Genomic DNA, 13,157 nt, shown 5'->3' on the forward strand with positions numbered 1-13,157 from the left:
CTCAGGCTCCGAAACGTTCGATGTAGGTGGCGACGCCCATGCCGAGACCGACGCACAGCGTGACCACGCCGTTGCGCGCGCCGGTCCGTTCGAGTTCGTCGATCAGGGTGTTGGTCAGCATGACGCCAGTCGCGCCGATCGGATGGCCAAGCGCGATGGCGCCGCCGTTGACGTTGACCCGGTCGTGCGAAACGCCGGTGCGCTCCATGAAATGCAGCACCACCGACGCGAAGGCCTCGTTCACCTCGAACAGATCGACGTCGGCCAACGTCTTGCCAGCGCGTTGAAGCGCCTTTTCCGTGGCGTCAGCGGGCGAGGCGAGCATCAGGCATGGGTCCATCGCCGTGCTGGCGAAGGTGCGGATCACCGCGCGCGGCGTCAGTCCCAGTTTCTCGCCGGCCTCGCGTGTTCCGATGAGCATCGCGGCGGCGCCGTCGACGATACCGGAGGAATTGCCGGCAGTGTGGATGTGCGCGACGTTCAGCACTTCGGGATAACGTTGGCGAACGACTGCGTCGTAGCCGCCCTTCTCGCCCATCGCCTTGAAGGCCGCCGGCAGCTTGCCGAGATCCTCTGCGCTGGTGCCCGGACGCATATATTCGTCGCGGTCAAGCATGAGCGTGCCGTTGACATCCTGGACGGCGACGATCGAACGGTCGAAGCGGCCTTCCTGCCAGGCCCGCGCGGCGCGCGCCTGCGATTCAGCGGCATAAGCGTCCGCTTGCTCGCGGCTGTGACCGCACAACGTGCCCAGAAGGTCCGCAGCCATGCCGAGCGGCGTGAAATGCGCCTCATTGTTGAAGAACGCGTCGCTGCCGTTGGGGCCGCCGGTGCCGGCAATCGGGATGATAGACATCATCTCAATGCCGCCTGCGACGATCAGATCCGCCTGTCCGGCCATGACGCGCCCGGCAGCCGCGTTGACGGCATCCAGCCCGGACGCGCAGAAGCGACTGACCGTCACACCGGGAATGCTGTCTGGCATTCCGGCATGAAGCACCGAAGAGCGCGCAAGATTGGCGCCCTGGTCGTTGACGCCGTCCCCGCATCCGAAGATGACGTCGTCGGGTGCGGCCTTTGCGAAGCCCGTGCGCCTGTCGAGTTCCTTGAGCACCGTCGCACCGAGGTCGATCGGCGAAAGCGTATGCAACGCGCCGTTCGGGCGGCCTTTGGCCCTTGGGGTCCGAACGGCGTCGAAAATATAGGCCTCGTGCACGACTTCTCCTCCGGACGGGCTGGCTCGGCGAGCTTATTTCACGCGTTAAGTGTATAAGTCAATCCGTCGAGCGCAGTTCGCCGGCACGGAATGCAGGGCGGCCCTATGGACCGAAAGAACTAAATGAGTTAAGCAATTTTCCTGTCCGACGTGCCGCTCGCCGGGACCGGACGCTCCCGATCTCGCGGGCGGCGTAACGTTGGGTTCGCCTCCCGCATTTTTTTCCAAAGAGGACAGAGCCGGATGTCAGACATCACATCGAATCCGCTGCCGATGAACCCGCCGCAGCTTGGACTGGAGTTCGCATTCCGGATCAGGCTGGAGTTGGGGATTCGCAAGAAGATAGGCAAAATCCCCAGCGGCGGCGTGCGCGGTTTCGTCTCGGCTGCTGGCGGCATCGTCGACGGACCTCGCCTCACCGGTCGCGTCGTTCCCAATTCCGGCGGCGACTGGGCTCTCTATCGCGAGGATCACACGGTGATGTTCCACGCGCACTACATGCTGGAAGCCGACGACGGCACGATGATCTACATGCGCAACAACGGCTACCGGTATGCGCCGCCCGAGGTCGCCCGCCGCCAGGAAGCCCTGGAACCGGTCGATTTCTCCGAATACTATATGCGGCTGTCGCCGACCTTCGATACGCCGGTCGGCAAGCACGACTGGCTGACGCGCCACGTCATCGTCGGCTGCGGCGAGCGCCACGCCGAATATTCCGTGTTCCACTACTATATCGTCAAATAGGACGTCCCCGAGGTGCGCGGCCGCCCTGGCCACGCGCCTCTCAGGGATCAGAGCACCTTGTAGTAGGTGATCCGGTTGCCTTCCTCCATCCGCTCTCCCATGCCGATGAAGACATGCCGCGACAGCCAGTCGTGCTTGCCGGGCGCGGTCTCGAAGGTGGGGGTGCATCGGAAGTAATATTCCGAAGGATCGACGAGATCGCCGGGCCGCAGAGCGTAAAGGCGCTCCATGACCTCCGGAGAGGCATGGCGATAGCCGCGATTCTGCAGGTAGATCAACGTCCCGTCCTCTTCCCGCATATGGTAGCGCGCATCGAAGCAGAACACGCCGTCTGTGCGCACATGCGGCCACTCGCCGCCGCCCGGGATTACCTCGCCGCGGATGTTCGGCCCCTCGAATCGGCCGCTCTCCACCGCGACGCCCAGCCGGCTGCCACCGACCGGCAGATCGGGCACCTCGAGCCGCGGCTTCTTCAGCCGCAACGTCACCTGCATGGCGAATTCGAGTTCGGGGGCCTTCATGAATTCTGATCCATCCTGGAAGCGGGATATGATTGCGGCGGCACACCTAAAGCATCTCGAAGACGTCGATACGCGCGCCCTCGCGGCTGAGCCGGCCGCTGCCTACGAAAACGGAACGCGCCAGCCACTGGTGCGGGCCGACGGACGTGTCGAACTGCGGCGTGCAGCGATAATACAGCGATCCTACCGGCGGCGTGCCGGCGCGAAACGCACCCAGATCGCCGCGAAGATAGCCGCGGCTGCGCATATAGATCTGCTCTCCATCGGCCGCACGGATCATGTAGCGGGCGTCGCTCTCCACTGTTCCGTCGGGGCGCAGTCCCGGCCAGTCGCCGGCCTGGTCAGCCACCACGCCGTCGAGGCGCGGGCCGAACACCTTGCCGCCGCTCGCTCTCAGGAAGCCTTTTTCTCCCGCGACCGTCTCGTGGAGCAGGCTGAGATCGAAATCGATCTCCAACGTGAAGGCCCATTTCAGCCCAGGCATCGCAGGTGTTTCCGGCACTGTCTCGATCGCCTCAGATTGCACGTTCCATCACCATCCAAAATTTATTAACTTGTTTCTTATCTTGCGGTGACACACAATGTCCAGCGCCTCGGCCTGCTCCCGCACAGGCCGTTCGGGAGGAGAAAACATGCCGAAGCCGCAATATGTCGCCCTCAACGTGCCCGCTCCGGCGGTCAACGTCGAGCGCCGCGGCGACGGCGTCCTGATGCTGCGCTCGCCTGACCCGCTGCGCGCCTATCCCGACCGTCTCACGGACCGTCTGTTCGAGACGGCAGCGGCTCATCCGGAACGCGTCCTGATCGCGCAGCGCGTCGACGGTGGCGACTGGCGGCGCGTCACCTATGGCGAGGCAGCGCACCTCGTCCGCGCGATCGCCGGCGCGCTCCGCCGACGCGGCCTCGGCCCCGACCGGCCGATAGTCGTCCTGTCGGGGAGCTCCATCGAACATGGCCTTCTCACCTTCGCTGCGCTCCACGCAGGCGTGCCCTACGCCTCCGTCACACCCGCCTATTCGCTGCTCTCGACCGACTATGCCAAGCTGCGCCATGTCGTGAATCTGCTCACCCCCGGCCTCGTCTTCGTTCAGGACACCACCCCGTTTGCGAGCGCCCTCGCCCAGGCTGTGCCGGCCGATGTCGAGGTCGTCGCGGTGAAGGGAGATCTTCCGCACGGCGTGACCGGGTTCGACACACTGCTTTCCGGCCCGATGGACGACGATGCGCAGGCCACTCGCCCCGGTCCCGACGATCTGGCGAAATTCCTGTTCACCTCCGGGTCGACCGGCATGCCCAAGGCTGTTGCCGTGACCCACCGCATGTGGTGCGCGAACCAGCAGATGTTCATCCAGGCCATGCCGTTCCTCGGCGAACAGCCGCCCGTCTTCGTCGACTGGCTGCCCTGGCATCATACGTCGGGAGGCAACCAGACAATCGGCATGGCACTCTACCTTGGCGGCACGCTCTACATCGACGACGGCAAGCCGACGCGCGAAGGCATGGCGGAGACGGTGCGCAACCTCCGCGACGTGACGCCGACGGCCTGCTTCAGCGTGCCCAAGGGGTTCGCCGAGCTGATGCCGCGCCTCGCCGCCGACCCCAAACTGGCGAAACGGTTCTTCTCGTCGGTTGGCGTGTTCTTCTATTCCGGCGCCGCCTTGCCGCCGCCGTTGCTCGAGCAGATGGACACCCTGTCGGAGCGTTCGATCGGCAAACGCGTTCCGGTGATGAGCGCCTACGGGGCCACGGAGACCTCGCCTTTCTCGCTGATCGCCAACTGGCCCTCCGAACGTCCCGGGCTGGCCGGTCTGCCGATGCCGGGCGTGGATGCCAAGCTGGTTCCCTTCGGCGACAAATACGAGGTGCGGGTGGCCGGTCCTCATGTCACGCCGGGATACTGGCGCCAGCCCGAACTCACCGCGAAACTGTTCGACGAGGAGGGCTATCTCTGCCTCGGCGATTCGGTGGACTTCCTCGACCCCGAACGTCCGGAGCGGGGCCTCGCCTTCTCGGGGCGCATCGCCGAGGATTTCAAGCTCACCAGCGGCACCTGGGTCAATGTCGGCCAGTTGCGCGACCGTTTCCTGAGCGCGAGTGGACTCGTCGTGCGCGACATCGTCGTAACGGGCGAGAACCGGGACGAGGTCGGCGCGCTGGTGTTCCTGTCGCCGCAGGAAGCAGCGGACATGGCCGGTGACGCCTCGCTGCCGCTCGCTTCGCTGGCGCGGCACCCCGCGATCCGTGCGCACATTCAGGCGGTGCTGGACCAGTTGGCCGAACAATCGACCGGCTCGTCCACTTTCATAGCCCGGGTGGCCGTCTTGCCCGACGAGCCTTCTGCCGCGGCAGGAGAAGTCACAGACAAGGGGTCGATCGGCCAACGCGCCACGCTCGCCAACCGCCGAGCGCTGGTTGATGCACTGTATGACGCCCCGGCGAGCGTCCACGCCGTCGAAGCCGCCTCCCCGGTCCCGCGCCGCGCCCGCGCAGGCTGAGATCTCAAGTCAGGACGCACCGTGCTCGCGGCGCCAGCGCCGCGAGGATTTCCGGCTCACCCCGCATGCGCGGCGCGCAGCGCTTTCTTGTCGATCTTGCCGGCACTGGTCAGCGGCAGGGATTCGCGCTGGATCACAACCGTCTTGGGGCACTTGTAGCTCGCGATCTCGCTCTTGCAGAACGCGATGATGTCGGCCTCGGAGCAGGCGGGCGCATCCTGCGAAAGCGCGACGACGGCATGAACCGCCTCGCCCCACAAGGGATGCGGCACGCCGATCACTGCGACTTGCGACACGCCCGGGAAGCGCGAGATGACGTTCTCGACCTCGGTCGAATAGATGTTCTCGCCGCCGGAGATGATCATGTCCTTGAGGCGGTCGACGATGTAGACGAAGCCTTCCGCGTCCATGTAGGCCGCGTCCTCCGTATGCATCCAGCCATTCCGGATCGCCTTCGCGGTCGCCTCCGGCATGTTCCAGTAGCCCAGCATGACCGTCGGGCCCCGGCAGATCAGTTCGCCCACCTGGCCGGGAGGCAGGTCGTTGCCGTCGGGATCGACGATCCTGATTTCCAGGTTGGGAACGGCCTTGCCGCACGACTTGAGCCGCTCGCCGCCAATGTCGGGCCGGCGCCACCGCATCGGCAGCATGGTGATGAGGGGCGAAAGCTCGGTCATGCCGTAGCCGTGCAGAAACAGGATGTCGGGCCACAATGCCACCGCGCGCTTGAGCGTGCCCTCCGGCATGGGCGACGAGCCGAACTGGATCTGCACCAGCGACGAGACGTCGAATCCCCCTTCTCCGCCCGCGAGACCAGCATCTCGACCATCGTCGGGACGAGACAGATATGCGTGACCTTGTGCCTCTGGATGATCTCGAGGCACGACTCGACCGTGAAGCGCGGCAGGAAGACGTGCGTGCCGGCCGCGAGCGTCAGCCCGAAGGTCGACATGCCGTCTGCCAGATGCGACATGGGGCCAGCGTGGAGATAAACGCTTGCGTCGTCATAACCGATGGTCTGCAGCGCGCTCATCGCGTCGGCGCACAGATTGTCGTGGCTGAGCATCACGCCTTTTGCCCGGCCTGTGCTGCCGCCGGTGTATATGATCATGGCGAGGTCGTCGCCGCTGTGCCCGGCATCCTTCGCCGGCGCGGCCTCGGCCAGGATGCCCTCCAGCGAGGCTAGACCGGACGTTCCGTCGTCATCCATGACCACGACGTGCTCGATCGCCTCCTTCACCGGCCCCAACTGGTCGTAGAGTGCGAGGTGTTCGCGGTCGAGGAACATGATACGGGCGCCCGAATCCTCGAGGCGGAAGTCGATCTCAGCCGGCGCAAGACGCATGTTCATCGGCGTTGCGACACCGCCGGCCCACCAGATCGCGTAATAGAGATGGAAGTATCGGTCGGAGTTCATCGAGAGGATCGCGACCCGCTCTCCTTCGGCCAGCCCCATGGCCTTCAGCGCCCCCGCCAGCCGCTTCACACGGTCCAGCACTTGCGACCAGCTATACGCCCGGTCCTCGCAGATGGTGGCAATCCCGTTCGGATTGATCTGGGCGGCCCTGCTCAGGCCCTGGCTGATGAACGATCTCAACGTCTTCCTCCGACTCTGCTTCTATCCGCGTTGCGGACGATCCTCAGGCTGCACCCGGCACGCCGCCATAGAGCGACCACAGCTGAGCCGCCATGATGCCGCCGTCGACCGGCACTTCGATACCGGTAACTGCGCTTGCCTGGTCTGACATGAGGAAGGCAATCACATTCGCGACTTCCTCCGGCAGCACCTGGCGGCCAAGCGCCGTGAAGCGCAGCCGCGCGACCGGGTCGCGCTCGCCGCGCGCATAACTGGCGGCGAGCGCGGGCGTGAGCGTGGGGCCGGGCGAAACGCAGTTGACCCGCACGCCGCTTCGCCCCCATGCCACGGCCAGGCCGGCCGAGAAGCTGGCGATCGCTGCCTTGCTCGTGCCGTAGGCAAAGAGCGGGGACGAGTTCATCCCGACCATCGAGCCGAGCGTGACGATGGACCCGCGCTTGCGCTCGACCATGCGCCGGCCGAATGCCGTAGCGGTCCAGTAGGTCCCGTCGATATTGGTCTGCAGGATCGCGCGCCAGGCTTCGGGGTCCTGATCTTCGGGCGCGTGCGGATTCTCGAAGATCGCGGCGGCGGCGATGAGACCCGAACATGGCCCGACTTCGCGGTCGACGAAGTCGGCGGCTGCCTCGATGCTGTCGCGGCTGCCGACGTCCATAGCGTGCGACAGGCAGCCGAGCCGGGCAGCGACTGTCGCGGCGGCCGCCGCATCGCGATCGAGCAGCACGACCGTCCAGCCCATCTCGATCAATCTCACCGCGCAGGCTTCGCCGATGCCGCCTGCCCCGCCCGTGATCGCAGCGATGTTCTGCATCTACGCCTCCTCTGTGTCAGCCCGCTTCGACCGCCACGCCCGTCACCGGATGACGGTAGTGGAAAGGCGGGACGAACTGGTCTGGGAACGTCTTGTAGTCATAGGTCGGCGGCGCGTCCGGTGGGAAGGATGGGTCGAGCGCGCTGCTGGGCAGCCCAGCCTTGGCCCATCCCTGATCGAACGGCGTGTAGTAGGTCGGAAACCAGATCAGCGAAGCGATCATCCAGACCCCATTCACCTTGCGGTAGACGCATTCGTAAGGTCCCTCGGCCCAGATCGCGCTCTTCCCGTGCTCTGCCACCTGGATGAAGGCACGCCAGCGTCCCTGGGCGGTGGTGCCGTCCTGCGAGAGCGTGACGATGCCCTGCAACTGCATGTGGTTCATCAACTGTCCCGGCGCGAGGCCATCACGCTTGCGACCAATGAGGTCACGCAGGAAGGGATAGATCCGCTCGCGCCGATAGACGCCACGGGCCGCGATCTCGATAGTACCATCCGGCGCGAACAGGTCCGCGATGGCCTGCCAGAACCCCTTGTCGAGATAGTAGCCGTAGGCACGCTGCAGGCGTTTCACCGCCTCGATGTCCTCGCCCCGCTCTAGGCGGCGCTCGGCCTCGGCAAGACGAGCTTCCAATGCAGAGATACGATCGTCCATGATCCCTTCCTGTGGCCAGGCGGGCCGGCGCAGGCCGGCCCGCTCGCGCCATCACTTCGCCATTTCGGCCTTGAGTTCGTCGAGCAGCGTCTGCCCGTCGAGGCCAAGGCGCTTCATGCCCTCGAAAATACGGGCGGCCTGCGGCTCTGCGGCCTTCTTCCACAGCGCGAGTTCTTCGTCGGTCGGCCTGTAGAGCGTATGGCCTTCGAGATTGGCGAACTTCTCGCGCCCGGCGCGTTCGAATTCCGCCCACGGCGTCGCCAGCTTCGCCGACCATTCCGGCGTGCAATGCCCGTCGACGGCCTTCTTCTGGTCGTCTGAGAGCCCGTCATAGAAGCTCTGGTTCATCACGAAGGCGTTCGGCGCGGTGTACATGCCGACATCGAGATGATAGGTCAGCTTCGATTCCGCCTTGGTGAGGAACACCGAGTTCCACGGGAAGGTGATGCCGTCCACCACGCCACGCTCGACCAGTTCTCGGATCTCGCCCATTGCCGCCTGGACGGTGCTGGCGCCCATGCCCGACAGATAGTTCGCCATCGTGCCGTTGGCCGGACGGATCTTGGTGCCAGCCATGTCGGCGGGAACCTTCGGCTGCTTGCCCGCCATGTGAAGGATGCCCGGGTCGTGCAGGATGACCATGCAGAGCTTGACGTCGCCCATCTCCTTGTCGGCATATTTCTGATACCAGCGGTGGAGACTTCCGCTGCCCTTGCCGACTTCCTCGAAGGTAAACGGAATCTCGGTCAGCGTGATGATCGGGAACCGGCCGGGCGTCAGGCCGGGAGGCGCCATCGACATGTCTGAAATGCCGTCGCGGGCCATGTCGTACTGGTCCACCGCCTTGCCGAGCTGTTCGGAGGTATAAATCTCGACCTTGACCGAGCCGCCGGTCGCCTCCGTCAGCGACTTGCCCCACGCCTCCAGGGCTCCCACCATCGGATGGACTGCCGGCGGATAGAAAGACAGTTTCAACGTCTTGTCTTGCGCCAGGGCAGACCCGGTTACAAGGCTGGCCGTGGCGGCGAGCGCCAGGCTGAACAATTTCAGTCTCATTTCAGTCTCCTCCTTCTTGTTTGGTTCGTCACATGCGGCCCGCGATCAGGTCGCTCGCCTTTTCGGCGATCATGATGACGGGGGCATTGGTGTTGCCGCCGACGATGGACGGCATGATCGAGGCGTCCGCGACGCACAGGCCGGACACGCCACGCACGCGAAGCTCGGGATCGACCACGGACGGCGGATCAGCTCCCATCCGGCAGGTACCAACGGGATGGAACGCGGTCGCGGCGGTGCGGCGCACGAAGTCGCCAAGGTCGGCGTCGCGCCACTCGGGGCCAGGGACAATCTCCACCCGTCCGTATCGTGCCAGCGCTCGGCTGGTCGCCAGGCGTTTCGCGATGCGCAGCCCTCGGACAATGGTCGCGACGTCCGCACTATCCGAGAAAAGACCGAAGTCGATCAGCGGCTTGTCGTCCACGCGCACTCCGGACAGCCGCACCGAACCGGTCGACGCCGGATGCAGCGCGACCACGCCGATCGAGAAGCCGTGGCCGACGCCGAGCGTGCCGCCCGGCTTGCGCAAGGCCGGGCAGAAGACGAGCTGCACGTCCGGCCGGTCGAGGTGCGGCAGGGTTCTCACATAGCCGGCAGCCTCGAAGATATTGGACGCGAACATTCCCTCGCGGCGCAGGACGTAGCGCGCTGCCTCACCGGCGAGGTGCGGAAGCTTGGCCAGCGAGATGCCGTAGGAATCTCGGGTCGATCCCTCCCACACGACCTGGGACGACGGATGATCCGCGAGATTCTGCCCGACCTGCGGCCGATGGCGCACCACCGGTATCCCCAGGCGAAGGAGATCTTCGCCGTGGCCGATGCCCGACCGCATCAGGATCGTCGGCGACCCGAAGGTTCCCGCCGCCAGCACGACCTCGCGACGCGCCCGCACCCTTCGCCGAACCCGGCCGCAGAGCTGAACGCCCGTCGCGCGCCCGTCCTCGATGGTGACGTGCGATACATCAGCGCCTGTCACGACCCGCAGATTGGACCTTCGCCGCGCCGGACGCAGAAAGGCTGTCGCCGTGGTGACCCTCGCACCGCGCAGGATGTTCACCTGGCGCAGGCCGAAACCGTCCTGTTCCGCTCCGTTGATGTCGTCGTTGCGGGCAAAGCCGAGTTCGGCCGCGGCCTCGAGAAAAGCGCCGGCGAGCGGATTGGGCTGCCTCGCCGTCGCGACCGTGAATGGCCCGCCCTTGGCGTGGAAGGGGCCGTCGAGATCGAGATTGTCCTCCGAACGGCGGAAATAGGGCAGCAGGTCTTCGTAGCCCCAGCCGACATTCCCCATCGCGCGCCAGCCGTCGTAGTCACGCCGGTGACCGCGTGTGTAGACCATGCCGTTGAGGCCGCCGCTGCCGCCGAGCATACGCCCGCGCGGAACCGGGATCTCCCGGCCGCCGAGCCCGTGCTGCGGCGTCGACACGTAGCCCCAGCCGAGCTTCGGGTGATTGATCAGGCCGACCATGCCGACGGGAACATGAATATACGGGTGGCGGTCTTCGGGCCCCGCCTCCAGCAGGCAGACCGAGTTCCGCGGGTTCTCCGACAACCGGTTCGCGAGCACGCAGCCCGCGGTGCCGCCACCGACGATGAGGAAATCGAATGTCTCGTCGGCAGCATCTCGCCCCATCATTAGAGCGACACCAGCACCGACTTGATCTCGGTGTAGATCTCGACGCCCTCGCGGCCGTATTCGCGGCCCCAGCCGGACTGCTTGAAACCGCCGGCCGGAAGACCCTGGTCGAGACCGCCCCCGTTGATCTTGATCGTCCCTGCGCGAATACGCGAAGCAAGCTTGTGCGCGGCACTGAGATTGCTGGTGAAGACGTTGGCGGCGAGCCCGTAGCTCGTGTCGTTTGCCTCTGCGGCGAGCGCGTCGAGGGTCGTGTCGTCGAACGAGACGGCGCACAGCACCGGCCCGAAGATTTCCTCGCGCCGCACCGCCATGTCACGGCGGGTGCGGCCCAGGATCGTCGGTTCGACGAAATAGCCGGGACGGTCGACGGTGCGGCCGCCGACGATCGCCTCCGCGCCGTCCGATAGGCCGGAACGGATGTAGCCGGCGACGCGGTCCTGCTGCACATCCGACACCAGCGGGCCGATCTCGGTTGCAGGGTCGAGGCCCGCCCCCACCTTGAGCGTCCTCGCCCGTTCCGCGACGCCCTTGACGAGGTCGTCGAAGACCGATGCGTGTGCGAAGAGGCGCGAGCCGGCGGTGCAGACCTGGCCGGAATTGAAGAAGATGCCATTGGCGACGCCGGGAATAGCCTTGTCGAGATCGGCGTCAGGCATGACGATGACCGGCGACTTTCCGCCCAGCTCAAGCGTCAGCCGCTTCAGATTGTCGGCCGCGGCCCGCACGATGATCTTGCCCACCTCGGTCGAGCCGGTGAACGAGATCTTGTCGACATCCCGATGGGCTGCGATCGCCGCGCCCGCGTCTTCGCCGAAGCCGGTGACGATGTTGACGACACCGGCGGGAAAGCCCGCTTCCTCGATCAGTTCGCCAAGCCGCAGCGCCGTCAGCGGCGTCTGCTCCGCCGGCTTCAGGACCATGGTGCACCCTGCAGCCAAACTCGGCGCCAGTTTGCCGACGGCCGATGCGATCGGCGCGTTCCACGCCACGATATGGCCGACCACTCCGACCGGCTCGCGGACCGTGTAGCCGAGCCATTCGCCCGGCAACGACATCGGCGGCGTCTCTCCGTTGATCTTGGTCGCCCAGCCGGCATTGTAGCGTAGACGCTCGGCAGCGAACGGCACGTCCATACCAAGCGAGACCCGCAACGGCTTGCCGTTGTCGAGCGTCTCCAGGATCGCCAGTTCCTCCCGGTGGAGATCCATCAGTTCGGCCAGACGCCACATCATCGCCGCGCGCTGCGCCGGGGTGATCTTCCGCCATGGGCCTTCGAAGGCCTTGCGCGCGGCCGCAACGGCGCGATCGATGTCCGCTTCCGTGCCGCGCGGAACGGAGCACAGCACCGACCCGTCGGAAGGATCAAGCGTATCGAAGTTCCCGCCGTTTTCCGCTTCGACCCAGCGGCCGTCGATCATCATCCTCTTGGGCCGCGCGATCCACGCGCGGGCCTTGTCGATGGCGAGGGAGGTTACCTGCATGTTCATGGCTGCTCTTCCGGTCGGCTGTTTGCGGGCTGACGGCCCCAGAGGCTGTCGAGATATTGGTAGACACGCGTGAGATCGGTATCGCCGATCGTTGCCAGGGCATTCCCCAGCACGCGGGCGAAATGCCGCGGCGTGGTCTCTCCGAAGCCTACTGCCTCTGCGGTCTCGGCCGCGATCCGCGCATCCTTGGTCGCCAGCGCCAGGCTGAAATTGTGCGCAAACCGCTCGGACAGGATCTGCTGCGCCAGCACGATCTCGGTCGAGAGATTCTTCGCATAGGAGACGTTGAGGATCTCGACCATCGTCGCCGGCTTCAGCCCGAACCGTTGGCCGATCAGCAGCGCCTCGAAGTCGAGCAGCATCTGGCTGGTGCCGATATAGTTGACCAGCGTCTTCATTGCGTGGCCGGAGCCCGAAGGGCCGGTGTGGAAGACGGTGCGGCCCATGCCGCGAAGGATCGCATCTGCGCGGCGCACGGCATCCTCCGGGCCGCCGGCCATCATCGTCAGCGTTCCGGCGCGCGCACCGGGAACACCGCCTGAGACCGGCGAATCCACCATCGCGAAGCCGAGCTCCCGCAGATCCGCTGCCAGCGATTGGGTGTCGGACGGAGCGCAAGATGAGCAATCGATTATCAGCATGTCGGGCCGTGACACCGCGATCGGCCGCTCCCCATCGCCCTCGCCGAGCAGCGCTCGCCGCACAAAACTCCCATCGGGCAGCATCAGCACCACCGCCGCCACATCGCTCAGCGCATCCGTGGGCGATGTGGCTGCCGCCTGCCCGGTCGCCTGCTCGAACTCGCGCCTGCGCTCTTCGGATAGGTCATGCGCCTTTACTGTGAACCCGTTGCGGGCAAGCGTCGCAGCCATGCCGCTGCCCATGGCTCCGAGGCCGAGAAATCCCACCGGCCCCGGCGCCGCGATTATGTCGGTCATT

General features: G+C 65.7%; 12 protein-coding genes and 1 pseudogene. 2 read left to right on the top strand and 11 right to left on the bottom strand.

Annotation, left to right across the window (positions count from 1 at the left end):
• Position 1 precedes the first annotated feature (1 nt).
• Positions 2–1,216, bottom strand: coding sequence for an acetyl-CoA C-acetyltransferase (locus LRS09_RS02720; RefSeq protein ID WP_257804102.1), 1,215 nt, complete (start codon positions 1,214–1,216; stop codon positions 2–4).
• Positions 1,217–1,459: 243 nt separating this feature from the next.
• On the opposite strand from LRS09_RS02720, the gene LRS09_RS02725 reads away from it, so the two are divergent.
• Positions 1,460–1,960 (top strand): DUF3237 family protein, encoded by a 501-nt coding sequence (locus LRS09_RS02725; protein ID WP_085466694.1) that lies wholly within the window; start codon positions 1,460–1,462, stop codon positions 1,958–1,960.
• A gap of 47 nt (positions 1,961–2,007) precedes the next feature.
• Here the strand turns inward: LRS09_RS02725 and LRS09_RS02730 are convergent, their stop codons facing one another.
• The gene (locus LRS09_RS02730; RefSeq protein ID WP_257804103.1) at positions 2,008–2,481 is read right to left on the bottom strand and encodes a DUF3237 domain-containing protein; all 474 of its coding nucleotides are present in this window, start codon (positions 2,479–2,481) and stop codon (positions 2,008–2,010) included.
• Between the two features lie 46 nt (positions 2,482–2,527).
• A complete protein-coding gene (locus tag LRS09_RS02735; protein WP_257804104.1) occupies positions 2,528–2,965 on the bottom strand; it encodes a DUF3237 domain-containing protein in 438 nt (145 codons plus the stop codon).
• A gap of 148 nt (positions 2,966–3,113) precedes the next feature.
• Between LRS09_RS02735 and LRS09_RS02740 the strand changes: the two genes are divergently transcribed.
• A complete protein-coding gene (locus LRS09_RS02740) occupies positions 3,114–4,976 on the top strand; it encodes a feruloyl-CoA synthase (protein WP_257804107.1) in 1,863 nt (620 codons plus the stop codon).
• A 56-nt stretch (positions 4,977–5,032) separates the two neighbouring features.
• Here LRS09_RS02740 and LRS09_RS02745 read toward each other — a convergent pair whose 3' ends face one another.
• The 8 genes and pseudogenes from LRS09_RS02745 to LRS09_RS02780 all read right to left on the bottom strand — a co-directional run bounded on the left by LRS09_RS02745 (position 5,033) and on the right by LRS09_RS02780 (position 13,156).
• Positions 5,033–5,467 carry a hypothetical protein gene (locus LRS09_RS02745; RefSeq protein ID WP_374684893.1) on the bottom strand — a complete coding sequence of 145 codons (435 nt, stop codon included), beginning with the start codon at positions 5,465–5,467 and terminating at the stop codon, positions 5,033–5,035.
• Between the two features lie 45 nt (positions 5,468–5,512).
• Positions 5,513–6,573: pseudogene (locus LRS09_RS02750) on the bottom strand (class I adenylate-forming enzyme family protein); the annotation flags it as partial.
• Positions 6,574–6,616: 43 nt separating this feature from the next.
• The gene (locus LRS09_RS02755; protein WP_257804108.1) at positions 6,617–7,384 is read right to left on the bottom strand and encodes an SDR family NAD(P)-dependent oxidoreductase; all 768 of its coding nucleotides are present in this window, start codon (positions 7,382–7,384) and stop codon (positions 6,617–6,619) included.
• A 16-nt stretch (positions 7,385–7,400) separates the two neighbouring features.
• Positions 7,401–8,039, bottom strand: a complete 639-nt coding sequence (locus LRS09_RS02760; RefSeq protein WP_257804109.1) for a nuclear transport factor 2 family protein — start codon at positions 8,037–8,039, stop codon at positions 7,401–7,403.
• Between the two features lie 51 nt (positions 8,040–8,090).
• The gene (locus LRS09_RS02765) at positions 8,091–9,095 is read right to left on the bottom strand and encodes a TRAP transporter substrate-binding protein (RefSeq protein WP_257804110.1); all 1,005 of its coding nucleotides are present in this window, start codon (positions 9,093–9,095) and stop codon (positions 8,091–8,093) included.
• Between the two features lie 28 nt (positions 9,096–9,123).
• Entirely contained in the window at positions 9,124–10,728 is a 1,605-nt protein-coding gene (locus tag LRS09_RS02770) for a GMC family oxidoreductase (RefSeq protein ID WP_257804112.1), read from the bottom strand.
• Positions 10,728–12,218 (bottom strand): aldehyde dehydrogenase family protein, encoded by a 1,491-nt coding sequence (locus LRS09_RS02775; RefSeq protein ID WP_308240270.1) that lies wholly within the window; start codon positions 12,216–12,218, stop codon positions 10,728–10,730. Before LRS09_RS02775 ends, LRS09_RS02770 begins: the two co-directional genes overlap by 1 nt.
• Complete coding sequence (locus LRS09_RS02780) at positions 12,215–13,156, bottom strand: NAD(P)-dependent oxidoreductase (protein WP_257804113.1); 942 nt, start codon at positions 13,154–13,156, stop codon at positions 12,215–12,217. The genes LRS09_RS02775 and LRS09_RS02780 overlap by 4 nt, the downstream gene beginning before the upstream one ends.
• Position 13,157 lies beyond the last annotated feature (1 nt).

It is taken from the genome of Mesorhizobium sp. J428, from assembly GCF_024699925.1.
In the GTDB taxonomy this organism is placed as follows: Bacteria; Pseudomonadota; Alphaproteobacteria; order Rhizobiales; family Rhizobiaceae; genus Mesorhizobium_A.